The sequence below is a fragment of the Rhizobium sp. 32-5/1 genome, from assembly GCF_029537235.1.
In the GTDB taxonomy this organism is placed as follows: domain Bacteria; phylum Pseudomonadota; class Alphaproteobacteria; order Rhizobiales; family Rhizobiaceae; genus Pararhizobium.
Window position 1 is genome coordinate 212,116 of record NZ_CP120639.1, and the last position, 15,298, is coordinate 227,413.

Sequence of the window (15,298 nt, forward strand, 5' to 3'; positions counted from 1 at the left end):
GTTCACGTGGTTGCTACTTTCGCGTCAGCCTATTGATGCGGCAGCGATTGCCGCTTCGATATCGCTCCAGAGGGCCTCCGTTCCCTCCAGGCCGACATGGAGCCGTACCGACCGCGGGCTGATGCCGAAGGCGACCGCGGAATTGGGTTGTGCTTTTTGTGCCAGAACGACATCGCCAGGCACGATCAGGCTTTCGTGTCCGCCCCAGCTTACACCCAGCTTGAAGAGGTCGAGGTGATCCGAGAAAGTGCGGACATTGATGCCTTCCTTGAAGATGAACGAGAACAGGCCGGACGTGCCTTTCAGACCAGGCGGCAGGTGATTGGCAAGACCGGGATAGCAGACGGTCTGGACGGCTTCGTGCGCCTGCAACCGCTTGGCGATCTCGACCGCAGATTGTTCATGGGCTTTCATCCGTATCGGGAGCGTGCGCATGCCACGGATCAAGAGCCAGGCGTCGAAAGGCGAGAGCTTGCCGCCGAGATAGGGATAGGCTTCCGCGCGGACGCGGCCGATTAGTTCCTTCGAGCCGGCAACGACGCCGGCAACGACGTCACTGTGGCCGCCGAGATATTTGGATGCCGAATGGATGACCAGATCAACGCCGAGTGCGATGGGCTGCTGAAAGATCGGGCTTGCCCAGCTGTTGTCGATGGTGGTGATGACGCCGTGGCGTTTGGCGAGCGCGGCAAGGGCAGCAACGTCGTGAGTTTCCATCACCCAGCTTGTCGGGCTTTCCAGATAAAGAAGTTTCGCGCCGGGCAGGGCCTTCGCAACCTCCTCCTCGTCCTTGCCATCGACATAGGTCACTTCGATGTTCATGCGCTTGAAAAAGGTGCCGAACAGGCGAAACGCATCCGGATAGAGATGCTTGACGGCGACGATGCGGTCACCCGGTTGGACGAAGGAGAGAACCGTGGACGAGATAGCCGACATGCCGCTGGCAAAGCCGATGGCGTCTTCAGCCCCTTCAAGCCTGGCCAGCATCTCCTCGAACATGCGCACGGTCGGATTGAGACCGCGCGTGTAGATCGGCCGGATTTTCTCGCCGCGATAGGAGGCGATCATGTCGTCATAGTCGGTGAAGGTGAACAGCGATGTCTGCACGATCGGTGGCACGACGGCATCATAGGCATTGCTCATGTCGTGGGCGACGATGAGCGAGGCATCTTCGAGCGGATCGAACCCGTTGCTCATTTGGACATTTCCTTGATGTCTTCCTCGACGATGGCGAGGATTTTCAGTGTCTCGGCGCGTGCCGCCTCCGGATCCTGCGCTGCAATCGCGTTGAACAGCATCCGGTGAAAGGGGAAGGAGCGGTGGGCGAAATCCGGCCGGTCGAAGGGCTTATCCCAGAACCGCTCGAAGGCTTCGCGCATTTGCTCCAGAAGCTGTCTGAACAGCGGATTATGGGTGGCATCGTAGATGGCCAGATGGAAGGCCAGATCCTCCGGGCCAGATGTGCCTTTCGCCAGATGCACCCGTTCCATCTCGTCCAGCTTTTCCTCGATCGTCTTGAGGTCTTGCGGTGTGCGCATACGCGCCGCGACCATGCCGGCTTCCGCCTCGATGCCGCGACGGACCTCCAGGGTTTTCAGGAGTGCTTCGCGCAAATGTGTGGTCTCGAGCGAAAGCGGCATGTGGATCGTTGCCGCCGAGATAGCCCGGCGCAGATAGGTGCCGCTGCCCTTGCGGGCTTCGACGACGCCGAGCGCCTGAAAATGCCGGATGACCTCACGGATTGTGGAACGGCCGACACCGAGCGCAACGGCGAGTTCACGCTCTGTCGGCAGTCGTTCGCCGGCCATCAGCCGTGCCCGCTCGATGAAGTCCGCAAGTGCCGCCGTCGCCTGCCTCACCCGATCAGCCGGAGGCAAGGGTACGAGGGCCGCTTTTTCAACTTGATCTGGCATCGTTCCATCCAAGACTGGAATTGGTCTGACATCTGGACAATATGCAAAGTCTATGCGGCACGTCAAGCAGTCGGGAGGGAACAAGCTCGCTCAGTTCGACGCAGTCGGCGTTCTACCTCACGAGGATCGATCGTCGGATGATGTGATCTGTTCGGCGGCCTTCCCACTGTTGGCCATACTCTTGGCGGCTGATAGAACGCCAACGGCGGCTTGCTGACGCCCGCGTTCTACAGCGACAGGACATTGTCGCCGACAGTTGGGACCGACAATCACGGCGGCGATCGATTTCCTCGGTGGCAAGGTGGTGGCGCTCGCTACTTCGGGGAGGATGGCGGCTTTCCAGGCGTTCTATGATTGCAACATTCGCGCGTTGCGGACAGCTGTTGTTAACAGCGTTTTTACCGGAACACACGTGATGCAAAAAATAGCCAAATAGTGGTAGCTCCAGTCCGTACTTACTTACTACGCGGCAGATAACTTGATTGCTCGGTCGATGATCTATCTCGGTCGTGAAGGACGAGGTTTGGAGCAGGTTTTTCAGCGGCGCTTCTGCAGCGCAAATCAGCGAACCCTGCAGTGTTACAAGGACGCTCCAGCTATCTGCTCAACGGTGGTTTTCCAATCGGGCAATTCGCGGACCGCAGCATTCGACCGATAGCAATGTTGGAAGAACCAGAATAGGGCGGTGCGACGGTCGCTTTTGGCTGTTCCCCGGCGGCCTCGTCTCATCATCGTAGAGGGAAAAGTGCTGAAACAAGAAACATCGATTTCCGGTGGGCGTTGCTCACAGCGAAGTCGATTTCGATGCAAGCTTACGCGGACAATGTTCAAGAACGATGATAACGGCACATTCAACAGCGGAAACGTGTCGTAGAGACAAACCCGGAATTATGTAGCAAATGCCACGAAAGCCTTTTTATCATTTCGCCGGGGCTGAATTTTGCAGCCCAGTATCTACCCAGGTTCGACTCGAACACGATTTCCCAAGCCCTACGGCAGGGCTCCAGCCCATCGACGCAACTGAGGTACCAGTGGACACTTCACCGACTTCCCTAACTCGCTTCTCCTGACAACTCCAAATTTATTTTGGCGCTACCAAATATACATTACACCGAGCAACTAATAGACATTTCCCCGCATGTCTACTATACATTTGCCCGCTTCTGGCGGCGATGGCGGACCAATTTTCCCCGAATGGAAAACGGTGTCGAATTGGCCGTCATTAACCTTCACCTCGATGACTAGCTTGCTGGCAGTAACCACGCCGGTGTTTTCGAGTTTAATGCTGAAGGAAAGCTGATTGAACAGCGCTTGAAGGGTCGACGGTATACAGGCCGTAGCCCGTGGGACCGGCCTCATTGAGCGCGAACAGCTGGGGATAAATACAGGGGAATTGGCGCTTGTCGCTGCCGAGTCTGTAGGCCATGTCGCCGAAGTCGAGCAAACCAAGAGCGGAAGGATGGCTTTCCACCCATGGCCAACCAGGGCCTCTGTATTGACGCTCAGCTGCAACGGCCTCACGCGCTTGTCGCAACTTACCCTTGGTGCCAGCAGACCATAGGCGCACATTTCAGCAACTTGGTAGGTCGGAGTGTTTTTGCTGAATAGCTCAAAGACGGCGTTCTGGATTGCATTAACCGGAAAAACAAACGCCGCTCGATAGATGCCCGCAAAACTGGCATGAATGGTCAGAGCGGGAGTTGCGGTGCGGCATGGTCAAAGAGCGGGAAAATAGAATAGATCTGATCCGGGGCCTGTCGCTGCTCCTGATCTTCGTCGGCCATGCGAATTTCAGCTTCTCAGAGGGATTGCAGCATTCCCGCGGCTTTTCCGACGCATCCGAACTGTTTGTGCTGATGGCCGGCATTTCCGCAGCGCTCGCCTATTATCCGCGCACGGGCATTGTCGATCTTCGGTCATTGCTCGCCAAGCCGCTGCGGCGTGCGCGTAAGATCTACGCCGTTCACGTGGCCCTGATTCTGGTGCTTGTCGGCCTCTTCTCAATCGGGCTTGCCTCCGGCCTTCCGCTTTTCGTGCAGGCGAGCGCAACGCTGGAACTGACCAGTTTCTGGAGTGACCCTTCGGGCAATCTCGCGTCGATTTTTCTGCTGCGTTACATGCCCGGCAATTTCGACATCCTGCCGATGTATGTGATCCTCATCGCCTGCGTTCCCTTCTTCCTCTATTTTCACGATCGCCGACCGTTGTTGCTCTTTGGCGCTTCGGGAGTGGTCTGGCTTGGCGCCGGCTTCGGTCATGTCAACTTCGTCAACACGGCCCTTCCCGAGGGGCATTGGTATTTCGACCCGCTCTCCTGGCAGATGATCTTCCTGATCGGTCTCACCGTCGGCGTCCGCATCAAGACCGGCAGGCCACCGCTGCCCTATAACCGTTTGCTTTTCATTGCGGCGGCAGCATTCTGTCTCCTGGCCATCCCGATCAATATCCTGTTCCATTTTCATTTCGTCGAGCCACCATCGCAGTGGCTCTACCGCGCGATGACCAGCAAGACGAATGACGGCATCCTGCGGCTCGTCAATGCGGTGGCAATCCTCTACGTGCTTTGGAACATCGATGCCATCAGGCGCATGGCGAACGCTTCCCTGCTGCAGCCGATCTGCGTGATCGGCCGGCATAGCATGGCTGTCTTCGTCACCGGCCTGTTGCTATCGGATCTGATGACGGTGAGCATGGCGCTCGAGCATTCGCTCACTATCCCGGAGCAAATCCTGCTGATGACGACCGGCCTTCTGCTGCAACTGGTCGTCGGCCAGTATCTGGAGGCCCGCAAGTCCGTCATGCCCCATTCACGCCTGCAAACGGGTGAGTCCAGCGCGCGGCGCACAGGCCCGTTGGCACCATCCTCACACATCGCCGGCTGACGCCAGGTCTGCGCTATACGGCGGCGCCGACGTCGACCTGTTTCTGTCCGAGCGCCCTGAACACGGTGGAGACAATGCCGGCACGGTCGAGGCCGGCCTTGGCATACATGACCTCAGGCTTGGCCTGTTCCATCCAGACGTCAGGCAGGACCAGCGGGCGAACCTTCAGCCCGCTGTCAAGCAGGCCTTCATGGGCAAGGAACTGCATGACATGGCTGCCGAAGCCGCCGATGGCACCTTCCTCGATTGTGATCAGCACCTCGTGATGCCGCGCCAGCTGGCGGATGAGATCATGATCCAGAGGCTTGGCAAAGCGCGCATCGGCCACCGTGGTCGACAGACCGGCGGCGTCGAGGTCTTCGGCCGCCAGCAGGCAATCGGCGAGCCGCGTGCCGAAGGATAGCAACGCCACCTTGGAGCCCTGCTTCATCATCCGGCCCTTGCCGATTTCCAGAATTTCGCCCCGTTCGGGCATGTCCACGCCGACCCCTTCGCCGCGCGGGTAGCGGAACGAGATCGGCCCGTCATCATAGGCGGCTGCAGTACGCACCATGTGCTTCAGTTCCGCCTCGTCGGCGGCCATGACCACGAAGCCGGGCAGGGTGGCGAGATAGGTCGTGTCGAAGGAGCCCGCATGCAAAGAATGCGATCAGTGCTGGGTTGCTTAATTGTCAACTTTGATTTCAACGCGGCTATCCGTTGGGCTCGCTTTGATCGTATCGCATCTCGGCAAGACGCCAAGACGATGAACTCCCGTTCGTCAGCGATGGGGCAGACGGCGACCAAGAGCTTCTTCTCGATACGTGTGCTACATCGACGTCCTGCCGGGACGTGTGCCCAGCTGTTCTCTGTATGGGCATGAGAATGCTATGATGCGCGTCGGTGGCGATCCGTGGAATTGATATTAGGCAGATCGCGTCTTCAAGTCCCCAGAGCACCTCTTACGGCGATGAGTTTGAAACCGGTAGCAGGCGGTTCAACCGTCTGTCTGTTCCCGCGCTGCAAGCTCACCAACGAGCAAATCGATGGCCTGCAGTACATGTAATGGCTGCCACGTTACCGGATCTCTATAGGATGGGTAGAGCGAGAAGATAACTTCGACGAGTTCGTCCAGAGTGGGGCGTGCCTTTCGTCTTTGGGCAATCGCGGCCTTTGCCGCTTCGCTTGCCTTGTCCTGCGTGAGGCCCCATCCCGCGTAGAAGGGGACCGCATAACAGCGTACCGGCAGACCGCGTAACAATGCGTCCAGCCCAAATTGGCTCGATACCGTCCAAACCTCATCTACCACATCCAGGATCGAAGCCACCGAAACCGGATCGTCGACAAAGATAACACCCGGGGTTCGGGCGGCAGGTTCCGTCAGGTAGCCCTTGCAGTAACCGGCCATGACGTCGGGGTGGGTGCGGACCAGGCACTGACCGCCACTTGCGACAGCGTCGCGCAACATTTGTTCGAAAGAAGCAGCGTTTCCGAGTGCTCGCCCTACTGAGACATCGCCCACGACCTGGTCGACAAGCAGTATCCGCCGTCGCGTGCTTCTTTCCAGCTTTGGGGGCGTGTGTGGCAAGTGATTGTATTTCGAGAGTTTATGCTGAACGAGACGCTCGCGGATTGCCTTTCCAGATGCTGCGTTTCTCTCTAGGACAGGATCCTCAATCAAACGCTCCAGGCGCGATGGATGTCCGGCATCGACCGGCAAGCCGAGATCATCGGCGATGATTGACAAGGGAATGGATCCGGCTTTGCCCAAGCCAACCGAGCGCAGAAAACCATCCTCCAGATTCCAATGCGGCAGGCTGCGCAGATGGGCAATGCCTATCGCCGTCTTGGCGGGAATACGGCCGCCCCATGATACTATACCACCGATCCCCGGCGAGAGTGTCGAGCCTAACTCGGGCAACTCGAAATAGTGGTGCAACCATGGAAATGCCTTGCGAACAAAAAACGTTGCCCCTAGCCGCCCAGTTGGGGGAGGAAACCAATTCTTCTCCGGAATTTGCGTAAGCTCCACCCAGTATCACCTTTCGAGCTGGCTTCGTTTCCCGATGCAAACTATGGTGTGATCGTTTACAAGAACTGCACTGCCAGGTCCAGATGATGATCATGCGAGGTCGGCGTCGTTTAGAGTCTGACTCGAAAAGCCTTCAATGATATCGGTACCTTTCCAAGCGTCGTGTCAGCACCCGGATGTGAGCGATGGTGATCCAGGCCTCGGCTGATGCGACGGATTTTCCCAATCCTTGGCCAATCTTCGGCATCTACCAAGCAACGCGAAGGTGCGCTCCACGACCCAGCGACGCGGCAGAACCTCGAAGCCTTTTGCCTTATCGGTGCGCTTGAAGACCTGGAGGGTGAACTTTGCGATCTTTTGCAGGGCGCCCCTCAGCTTCGGTCCGGCATAACCACCGTCGGCAAAGTGAATGCGCACGCCGATGTGCAAGTGGAAGGTATCTACGCTCACATGAGCGAACTGCCGACGTCAAAGCCTTCTGACGCGCCAGATCAACTCGCTCGAATGCATACAGTTTTACAGCATGCACGAACTCTCGGTGTACGGCCGGCGGTTGCTATGATGTCGAGCACCGAAGGGGTGCTGAGCCACCCGGAGATGGATCTCGACGCGGTCGATCCGGGGGCGTTATTCGTTGGCCTTCCGGATTCCAATACGCCTGCCCGTCCGGTAAAGCTGAGGCATGCCCTGAAAGCAATCTCAACCAGCTTGATTGCGGTAAAGCGTCTCGATGGGTCGCTCGGGCCGGTGCCTGCCATTCCCGGCGTGGAAAGCGAGAAAGGTTGCTGCCTCCGACCCACTTGGAGCACCTACGCATTGATCTTACCGAAGTGCCAGAGGCTCGCTTTGGAGACCAGGTCGTACTGCTGGGCCGACAAGGCGATCAGATCATCACCCACGAGGACGTTGCCTGCCTTTGGGGCACCGACATGGTCGGCCTATGGCAAGCTACGGGATCACATCCCGAGAATCTACACAGGAAACCACAATTCAAACTCAAGAGAGGAACTTAAATGACCACGTTCAAAGTGATACTGCATTTCATGCTCGCAGTCATAATTGTCAGCCAGGCTCATGCGGAAGACAGCAAGACGATCAAGATCGCGACGGAAGGCGCCTTTCCGCCCTGGAATTCAGTCGATACGTCTGGAGAACCGGTCGGATTTGACATTGATGTCGGCAGGGCGCTTTGCGAGCGCGCGAAACTCGAATGCGTGTTCGTTACACAGGCTTGGGATGGCATCATCCCGGCCCTCAATGTTGGCAAATTCGATGCGATCATGGCCGGAATGTCGATCACGGAGAAAAGAAAGCAGGTCATCGCCTTCTCAAAGCCCTATGCACTGACATCCAACTATTTCGTCGTTGGTAAGTCGCTTGATCTTCCGGCAATGGATAGCGGCCTGAAGATCGACCTCTCTTCCGAAAATCAAGGCGACACCACCGCTTTGCACGCGCTGAAAAAAATCTGGAGGGGAAAGTGATCGGTGTACAGGGATCGACCAACGCTGAATCGTTTGTGCGGGACTACCTCGGCGATTCAGTCCAAGTCCGCACCTACGATAAGCAGGACAATCTCAATCTTGATCTGGTCTCGGGTCGCATTGATGGCGGATTGGCGGACTACTCGGTTTGGAAAGTCTTCCTGGAATCGAAGGAAGGTGCTACTGCGGGGCTCTACGGCCCTCGAATTTCCGACGGTGTATTTGGTCCCGGTGTCGGTATAGGTCTACAAAAACGGGACAAGGAGCTGGCTGCTAGGTTCAGTGACGCAATTGAAGCAACGGCAAAGGTCGGCACGCTGAAAGAAATAAGCCTCAAATGGTTTGGAGCCGATCTTGTTTCGCGGTAACAGCAGAGAGCGCTCGTGATCTTCGGCTTCTCGATCCGCGCAGATCGCGTTCGCTCATCGCTATCATCCCATCTACAATCTCTAACCCGGTGCGGCTGCAAGACATGCATGGACGTATCCATGCCAATTCGAGCCTCGGCGAGGCATTGTCGCCGCCAATCAGCAACGCCAGTGATGCGCGATATGCTTGTGGCATGGACGTGTCCTTGTTTGCCGCAAGACTACAGGCCAACGCAGCACCGGTAACATTGTAGAATCCTGCAATGGTTACGTCTGGCGAAATCCCTTACGCAGAGAGCGAAGCGAAAGGAGTTCCAAGGGCGCACTTACGAGTTGCTGCGCAACTCAAGTTCGCAATGCCCTTAACGGTCGGAGGCCCCGCGTTTGCCAATTTACCATTGCAGCATGAAGCCGATAGCCCGCAGCGGCGGCCGGAGCGAGGTCGCTTCCGCTGCCTATCGTGCTGCGGAAAAGCTGAGAACCGAAAGGACGCCCGTGTCGCCCGCGAATTCGAGGTGGCGCTACCGCATGAGCTATCGTCGGAACAGCGGATTTCGCTGACGCGTGAGTTTGCTCAGGAGTTGGCAAACCGTCATGGCGCGGCGGTGGATTTTGCGGTACATCAGCCGCATTCGCCCAGCGACGTTCGCAACCATCATGCGCATATCATGATGACGACCCGGCAGGTGACGGGGGAGGGGCTTAGCGAGAAGACCTACATCGAGCGCGAGAACAAATGGCTGCTGTCGAACGATCTTCCATAATCGCAGATGCAGCTTCGCGATGTCCGAAAATCCTGGGAAAGCCACGCCAACCGTCATCTGGTGCGGGCCGGTCTTGAGGTCAGGGTCGATCATCGTTCTCATCAGGAACGCGGGCTTGAGGTCGAGCCGACGGAGCATATGGGTGTCTTTGCCTCGCAGATGGATCGGCGTGGGCTGGACGTGTCAAGGACGCGGATCGACGAGAAGGCGGCACGCCGCAACGCGGAACTAATCCGGGGAAAGCCGGAGCAGGTGCTGTCGATCCTGACGGACGAAAAGAGCGTGTTCGACCGGCACGATGTGGCTCGGGCGCTGCATCGCTATATCGACGATATCAAGGGTTTCCAGACTGCCTTTGCAGCCGTCATGACATCACCGGCTCTGGTCGAACTGCGGCGCGAGCAGAATGGTGAGCTAGCGCGGTACTCGACACGGGAGATGCTGCAGATCGAACATACCATGGCCGCGATTGCCGGCCGGATGGGACAGTCCTTCAGCCATGGCGTTAACCGACATCATGTCGATCAGGCATTGAGCCTACAGGACGATGCGATCAGGGCAAGAACTGCGGCCTCACTTTCTGGAAAAGTTGAACGCGGCGAAATGCTGCTCGTCGATCGGGAGCGGATGATCGACCGTTCCAGGTTGAGTAAGGAACAACGCATAGCCGTTCAGCACGTCACCGGAAAAGCGCGAGTTGCGGCGGTGATCGGTTTTGCCGACGCTGGCAAGTCCACCATGCTTGCCGCCGCCCTTGATGCCTGGGAACGGCAGGGGTTATCGGGTTCATGGTGCCGCTTTGGCCGGCAAGGCGGCGGAGGGGCTGGAAGAGAGTCCTCGGGCATTGCTTCGCGCACCTTGACGTCCTGGGAATATGGCAGGCAGGCCGGAAGGGGACAGCTCGGGCAAGGGGCGATGTTCTCGTCATCGACGAGGCCGGCATGGTGGGCAGCCGGCAGTTGGCCCGGTTCGTGAAAGTGGCCGAGGCGCGTGGCGCCAAGCTGGTTCTTGTCGGCGATCACGGCAGCTTCAGGCGATCGGGGCGGGATCTCCATTCCGGGCGATTGCCGAGCGTGTTGGCGCGGTCGAACTTTCCGAAATCCGCCGGCAGAATGAAGGCTGGCAGCGAGAGGCATCGACTGCCTTTGCCACGCATCGGACGGGCGACGGGCTTGTCGCCTATGCCGATCGCGGTGCTGTAACCTTCGCGGACAACAGGGACGAGGCGCGCGCCGGTCTGGTCCGCGATTATCTCTCCGATCTGCGGGAGCGTCCGTCGGGATCGCCGATTGCATTGGCGCATCGCCGCGTCGATGTCCGGGCGATCAATGCCGATATCCGCGCATCGCTTCAGGACAGCCAGAGGCTTGGACGCGGCGAAGACGGTGGAGAGCGCGCGTTCCAGACCAATGACGGCAAGCGGTCTTTTGCGCCAGGCGACCGGATCGTCTTGCTGGAGAACAATCGCGACCTTGGCGTAAAAAACGGCATGCTCGGAACGGTGCAAGCCGTCGAGCCGGACGCACTACAAATACGTCTCGACGGCGCAGGGCAGGAGCACGCCCGTGTCCTATCCATACCGGTGAATAGTTACCAAGCCTTTGATCACGGCTATGCGACGACGATCCTTAAGTCCCGAGGTGCGACGGTCGATCGCGCCTTCGTCATGGCGTCGGGCACCATGGATCGGCATCTGACCTATGAGGCAATGACGCGTCACGGGACAGCGTGCAGCTTTACGCCGGCCGCGACGAGTTGAAGGACATGAAAGCGCTCAGCGCCAGCATGGGCCGATCGGGCGCGAAGGAAACACGCTCGATCATGATGGCGCCTTTGCCGAGCGGCGTGGTCTTGGAGGCATTCGGCGTTCGCAGTGACATCGCTGACGAACTCTCGCTTGGCCGGGCTGAAGATCGGCCTGCGGCTCACTACAGCGCTGTTGATGAGCGCGTTCGCTCGCAGGCCGATCTTCAGCCCTCATTATCTACACAGGTCCAACGAAGCGGAGAGAGTATCGAGGGGCCGGTGGTATGAAAAATGATCAGAATTTCATCGAGAACGATGCTGCCGCATGACGAGAGGGCTGGTGTAACCCTCGCAAAAGATATATTCTCATTGAATAAACCATAATCGAAATCAAGGTAGTGGCAGGGTTGAATTACATAGGAACGCACACCCGTGTGGTTGCCGCGTTGTTAATACGTGAAATGTCGACGCGATTCGGCAGCAAGCCTGGCGGCTACCTTTGGGCGCTGCTGGAGCCGATCGCGCACGTCACGTTTTTGTCAGTGATTTTCATGGCGATTTCCCGTACGCCGGCTTTAGGCACGAGTTTTCCGTTGTTCTTCGCCACCGGGTACATTGGATTCCATTTCTACCAGGCGAGTGCAGGCTACCTGAATACAGCAGTCACTGCAAACAAGTCCCTGCTGAGTTATCCTAATGTCGCACCCATCGACACGGTATCCGCTCGGTACATTCTCCAGTTATTGACGACGGTGGTCGTAGCCATTTTCTTGCTGACACCAATTGTCGCGTCGGTGCGGTTTCCGACCTTCATCCGCTTCCACTATTTGGTTGAAGCCGCGGTGATGGGAAGCACGATCGCGCTCGGTTTTGGGTTGGCCAACAACGTACTGTTTACAAAGTACCCGCTGTACGAGAAGATATTTGGTATCGCTAGCCGCCCACTCTTTATGTTGTCGGGAGTGTTCTTTTTGCCTGATTCGCTCCCCCAGGCGCCCGGGACATCATTTTGATGAACCCGATAGCGCATGTCGTCATGAAGTTCCGGATGGGATTTTACCCGCAATACAGGGCTGTCGGTTATGACGAGGATTATCTGCACGGCTTCGCACTTGTTTCACTGTTCTTTGGCATATTTCTGTTCACAATGTTCAGAACGGCATTGAGAGCACGATGATCCAGCTTGAGAACGCCACTAAGTTCGTCCGCATAAAGGGCGTCAAGAAAACCATAATCAACGATGTCTCGCTGACCATTCCTCGCGGCAAGAGCATCGCTTTACTCGGACGCAATGGCGCCGGCAAGTCAACTCTGCTGCAGATTATCGCAGGGACGCTTGACTTGGACGGCGGGCGCGTCGTTCGTAGGGGTAAGGTGTCTTGGCCGTTGGGTTTTGGGGGTGGCTTCCAGGGCAACCTCTCCGGCGAACAGAACGTTCGGTTTGTTGCGAGGATCTACGGTGTGGATACCAAAGAACTGATCGACTACGTGGCGGAATTTTCGGAACTAGGTGAGTTCTTCAGAGCGCCTGTTCGCACTTATTCCTCTGGCATGAAGGCTAGGCTTGCCTTTGGTGTTAGCATGGGTGTCAAGTTCGATTATTATTTGGTGGATGAAATCACTGCCGTCGGCGACACAAACTTCAAACGCAAGTCCCAAAAGGTCTTTAAGGAACGATTAAGCAATTCTGATGTGGTGATGGTCTCTCACAGTTCCTCCACGTTACGCGATTATTGCGAGACCGGCGTTGTGCTGGAAGAAGGCACGCTTACGTATTATGATAAGCTCGACGAAGCGATCGCCGCGCATGAAGGCAATCTTAAAAGGCGTTAACAGTGACGGAAATGGCATCAAGAACAAGCACGGTCGATCTTGTATCACAGCGTAGAGACCGCCCAGCGGCTCAATCTTCGGCACCGCGAAATCTTCGCTTGCTTAAGGCTTTGCTGGAAACGCCGGCTGTGGGAAAAACTTCGCAGCCCGAACATTCGCCTGAAATAGGTGTCGGGCTCGAACCGAAGCGTGGCTGGATCAGCCGGCTCAAGACACGGCACACCGTGATCGGAGCCGCCTTTTTAGCGCTCGTAGCCGTTCCATCCACGGGGACCTCGCTTTATATGGCTTTCGTTGCTGCCGACCAGTATCATAGCTCAGTGTCGTTCTCGGTTCGAAGTATCGATTCGGCGCAGCCTGCAGATCTTCTCGGGATGTTCTCGCAGTCATCGACCGGAAACACTGTATCCGATTCCTATGTGCTGCTCGACTACATCCTGAGCGAGCGCATGGTTCAGATGGTCGATGAGGCCTTCGGTCTCGAAACGATTTTGCGCCGCGCGGCGGCGACTTTTTCTTTGGTCTCGAACGAGATCAGCCGGTCGAAAATCAACTCGATTATTGGCGCAGCATGGTGACGGTCAATTTTGACCACACCTCCGGCATTATGAACTTACAGATAAAGGCGTTTGTTCCGGAGACGGCTCAGAAGGTGGCTAATTTTGTTGTGATGCAAAGCGAAAAGCTAATCAATGAGCTCTCGATCAGCGCTCGAGACGAAACGCTTCGCGTTGCTCAGTCGGAAGTTGCATCTTCCGAAATCCGGCTTTATGGGAGCCGCGCCGCGCTGAGAAACTACCGGGACGAATCGCAGGAGGCAGACCCGGTTGAAGGCGCTAAACTCGCAGCTCAACTCGTGGGGTCGCTGGAAACGCAACTAGTTCAATTGAAGACCGAACTTTCGACCGCTCTTACCCAGATGGGTGAAAACACGCCGCGTGTCCGGGTTATGCGGTCGAAGATTGCAAGCTTAGAAGAGCAGTTAAAGCACGAGCGGCAGCGGTTCGGTAGGGGCACGACCATCAAGCAGGGCCGTAACGCTGTGCAGTTCGCTGATGTCGCCGGTCGTATCCAGGAGTATGAAGGCCTGCAGACGCAGAACGAGTTTGCGGAGCGCGCGTATACGTCATCTCTGGTGGCGCTAGAGAAGGCACGTGTTGATGCAGCTGCTAAGCAGCGTTATCTCGCCGTCTTTATAAAGCCGACCCTGTCGGAGTTTGCCCAATACCCTCACCGCATCATGACCTCTCTTCTGGTTCTCTTGGGATCGGTTCTGACGTGGGGCATACTCGTAATGGGCTATTACAACATCCGCGACAGAAACTGATGGGAAGCCGACGGGTTTTCGGCACGGCAGATACCCCTGGGACGGCAACTTTGGCACCGATCGCGATAAAAGCGACACTTTTTCGGGACAATTTCGGGCGTGAATTTAAAGTCGATTTACGCAATCGCTGTTCTACAGATAGCCTGCTCTCCATCGGTATAAAAGGCCGTGCCAACTCCATTTGCCTGAGCGGTATGTAAAGAATGGATTTCTTCTCTCACTCATCTCCGCTTGTAGCGACAACAAGGCGACCTAGACCTTTTAACGATTTGCCATAATTCAAGGAGCCCGGGCGTGGGACTGGAAATACTGAATGCCGATAATATTTTATTTGTTCCAGCTTCGGAGAAATCTCATCGACTGCTGATTGTGTTTTCGGCGGCAAACTCTCGAAATTTTACATTTTATAATTCTTGTGCCGGCCTCCAAACGAATATGCTCTTTATTCGGGACCCACACTTTAATCATTGGTTTCAAAATGGATTTATAAAAAATCGGACGATTGATGACTCAATCTTATTTCTAAGAGAACTTTGCTCTGAATATGATTACATCTCGACCTTCGGCTCATCTATGGGTGGGTACGCCGCATTACTATTCGGTGAAAAGTTGAACGCCGACCGCATTATAGCGATTGGCCCACAAACCACGTTGAATCATAGTTATTCGAGGTCACCGAGAAGTAATGTTGTTTTACGCTATCCAAACTTGTCCTGTCTCGAACCATATTGCCCTAAAAGCAGGATACTAATTTTTGTTGGTATGCTTGATGGGGTTGACTTGCTCAACTCGATAAAAATAGATAATGCGACAGGAATGGATTTTTTACATTTATGATGGCGATCATTTCCTGCCAAAATCACTAGCGAACTCCGGGCACTTGCGTGGTTTACTTGAGTTTGCTTCTGATCCTAGTATAATCGAACCGAATCTTTCAGCGCTACATTATTTTAACAGGTTACCTTTTTCG

The 15,298-nt window shown here is 56.2% G+C and carries 15 protein-coding genes and 5 pseudogenes; 15 read left to right on the top strand and 5 right to left on the bottom strand.

Annotated features, from left to right (window positions below; genetic code table 11):
• Nucleotides 1-24: 24 nt before the first annotated feature.
• On the bottom strand, nt 25-1,197 hold the full coding sequence (locus P6U16_RS22495; RefSeq protein ID WP_277704552.1) for a PLP-dependent transferase: 1,173 nt from the start codon (nt 1,195-1,197) through the stop codon (nt 25-27).
• Entirely contained in the window at nt 1,194-1,913 is a 720-nt protein-coding gene (locus P6U16_RS22500; RefSeq protein ID WP_277704553.1) for a FadR/GntR family transcriptional regulator, read from the bottom strand. The genes P6U16_RS22495 and P6U16_RS22500 overlap by 4 nt, the downstream gene beginning before the upstream one ends.
• 256 nt (nt 1,914-2,169) lie before the next feature.
• Here P6U16_RS22500 and P6U16_RS22505 point away from each other — a divergent pair, with 256 nt between their 5' ends.
• Both P6U16_RS22505 and opgC read left to right on the top strand, forming a co-directional pair.
• Nucleotides 2,170-2,349, top strand: coding sequence for a hypothetical protein (locus tag P6U16_RS22505; RefSeq protein ID WP_277704554.1), 180 nt, complete (start codon nt 2,170-2,172; stop codon nt 2,347-2,349).
• Nucleotides 2,350-3,625: 1,276 nt separating this feature from the next.
• Nucleotides 3,626-4,795, top strand: a complete 1,170-nt coding sequence (opgC, locus tag P6U16_RS22510; protein ID WP_277702952.1) for an OpgC domain-containing protein — start codon at nt 3,626-3,628, stop codon at nt 4,793-4,795.
• Nucleotides 4,796-4,808: 13 nt separating this feature from the next.
• Here opgC and P6U16_RS22515 read toward each other — a convergent pair.
• The 3 genes and pseudogenes from P6U16_RS22515 to P6U16_RS22525 all read right to left on the bottom strand — a co-directional run.
• Nucleotides 4,809-5,432, bottom strand: a pseudogene (locus tag P6U16_RS22515) (transketolase C-terminal domain-containing protein); the annotation flags it as partial.
• Nucleotides 5,433-5,771: 339 nt separating this feature from the next.
• Nucleotides 5,772-6,806, bottom strand: a complete 1,035-nt coding sequence (locus P6U16_RS22520; RefSeq protein WP_277704555.1) for a capsular biosynthesis protein — start codon at nt 6,804-6,806, stop codon at nt 5,772-5,774.
• A gap of 133 nt (nt 6,807-6,939) precedes the next feature.
• A pseudogene (locus P6U16_RS22525) lies at nt 6,940-7,259 on the bottom strand (transposase); the annotation flags it as partial.
• Here P6U16_RS22525 and P6U16_RS22530 point away from each other — a divergent pair.
• From P6U16_RS22530 to P6U16_RS22585, 13 genes and pseudogenes are all read left to right on the top strand, one after another.
• Nucleotides 7,257-7,823, top strand: coding sequence for a hypothetical protein (locus P6U16_RS22530; protein WP_277704556.1), 567 nt, complete (start codon nt 7,257-7,259; stop codon nt 7,821-7,823). The pseudogene P6U16_RS22525 and the gene P6U16_RS22530 overlap by 3 nt on opposite strands.
• Nucleotides 7,820-8,290 (top strand): transporter substrate-binding domain-containing protein, encoded by a 471-nt coding sequence (locus P6U16_RS28475; RefSeq protein WP_349017731.1) that lies wholly within the window; start codon nt 7,820-7,822, stop codon nt 8,288-8,290. Before P6U16_RS22530 ends, P6U16_RS28475 begins: the two co-directional genes overlap by 4 nt.
• Nucleotides 8,287-8,658 carry a transporter substrate-binding domain-containing protein gene (locus P6U16_RS28480; protein WP_349017732.1) on the top strand — a complete coding sequence of 124 codons (372 nt, stop codon included), beginning with the start codon at nt 8,287-8,289 and terminating at the stop codon, nt 8,656-8,658. The genes P6U16_RS28475 and P6U16_RS28480 overlap by 4 nt, the downstream gene beginning before the upstream one ends.
• A 356-nt stretch (nt 8,659-9,014) precedes the next feature.
• Nucleotides 9,015-9,533: pseudogene (locus tag P6U16_RS22540) on the top strand (MobA/MobL family protein); the annotation flags it as partial.
• A 516-nt stretch (nt 9,534-10,049) separates the two neighbouring features.
• Nucleotides 10,050-10,397 (top strand): AAA family ATPase, encoded by a 348-nt coding sequence (locus P6U16_RS22545; RefSeq protein ID WP_277704865.1) that lies wholly within the window; start codon nt 10,050-10,052, stop codon nt 10,395-10,397.
• Nucleotides 10,364-10,575, top strand: a pseudogene (locus tag P6U16_RS22550) (AAA family ATPase); the annotation flags it as partial. The gene P6U16_RS22545 and the pseudogene P6U16_RS22550, both read left to right, overlap by 34 nt.
• A gap of 141 nt (nt 10,576-10,716) precedes the next feature.
• Entirely contained in the window at nt 10,717-11,181 is a 465-nt protein-coding gene (locus P6U16_RS22555; RefSeq protein ID WP_277704884.1) for a hypothetical protein, read from the top strand.
• Nucleotides 11,151-11,456 (top strand): hypothetical protein, encoded by a 306-nt coding sequence (locus P6U16_RS22560; RefSeq protein WP_277704557.1) that lies wholly within the window; start codon nt 11,151-11,153, stop codon nt 11,454-11,456. Before P6U16_RS22555 ends, P6U16_RS22560 begins: the two co-directional genes overlap by 31 nt.
• A gap of 119 nt (nt 11,457-11,575) precedes the next feature.
• Nucleotides 11,576-12,345 (top strand): annotated as a pseudogene (locus P6U16_RS22565) (ABC transporter permease).
• Nucleotides 12,342-13,001, top strand: coding sequence for an ABC transporter ATP-binding protein (locus P6U16_RS22570; RefSeq protein WP_277704558.1), 660 nt, complete (start codon nt 12,342-12,344; stop codon nt 12,999-13,001). Before P6U16_RS22565 ends, P6U16_RS22570 begins: the two are co-directional and overlap by 4 nt.
• Before the next feature lie 2 nt (nt 13,002-13,003).
• Nucleotides 13,004-13,579, top strand: a complete 576-nt coding sequence (locus P6U16_RS22575; protein ID WP_277704559.1) for a hypothetical protein — start codon at nt 13,004-13,006, stop codon at nt 13,577-13,579.
• Nucleotides 13,573-14,328 carry a hypothetical protein gene (locus P6U16_RS22580; RefSeq protein ID WP_277704560.1) on the top strand — a complete coding sequence of 252 codons (756 nt, stop codon included), beginning with the start codon at nt 13,573-13,575 and terminating at the stop codon, nt 14,326-14,328. Before P6U16_RS22575 ends, P6U16_RS22580 begins: the two co-directional genes overlap by 7 nt.
• 294 nt (nt 14,329-14,622) lie before the next feature.
• A complete protein-coding gene (locus P6U16_RS22585; RefSeq protein ID WP_277704561.1) occupies nt 14,623-15,165 on the top strand; it encodes a hypothetical protein in 543 nt (180 codons plus the stop codon).
• Nucleotides 15,166-15,298 lie beyond the last annotated feature (133 nt).

Bases quoted from the DNA above. Each gene is read 5' to 3' on its own strand.
- P6U16_RS28475 (WP_349017731.1), top strand. From the start codon at position 7,820: ATGACCACGTTCAAAGTGATACTGCATTTCATGCTCGCAGTCATAATT.
- P6U16_RS22500 (WP_277704553.1), bottom strand. From the start codon at position 1,913: ATGCCAGATCAAGTTGAAAAAGCGGCCCTCGTACCCTTGCCTCCGGCT.
- P6U16_RS22570 (WP_277704558.1), top strand. From the start codon at position 12,342: ATGATCCAGCTTGAGAACGCCACTAAGTTCGTCCGCATAAAGGGCGTC.
- opgC (WP_277702952.1), top strand. From the start codon at position 3,626: ATGGTCAAAGAGCGGGAAAATAGAATAGATCTGATCCGGGGCCTGTCG.
- P6U16_RS22545 (WP_277704865.1), top strand. From the start codon at position 10,050: ATGATCGACCGTTCCAGGTTGAGTAAGGAACAACGCATAGCCGTTCAG.
- P6U16_RS22530 (WP_277704556.1), top strand. From the start codon at position 7,257: ATGAGCGAACTGCCGACGTCAAAGCCTTCTGACGCGCCAGATCAACTC.
- P6U16_RS22495 (WP_277704552.1), bottom strand. From the start codon at position 1,197: ATGAGCAACGGGTTCGATCCGCTCGAAGATGCCTCGCTCATCGTCGCC.
- P6U16_RS22580 (WP_277704560.1), top strand. From the start codon at position 13,573: ATGGTGACGGTCAATTTTGACCACACCTCCGGCATTATGAACTTACAG.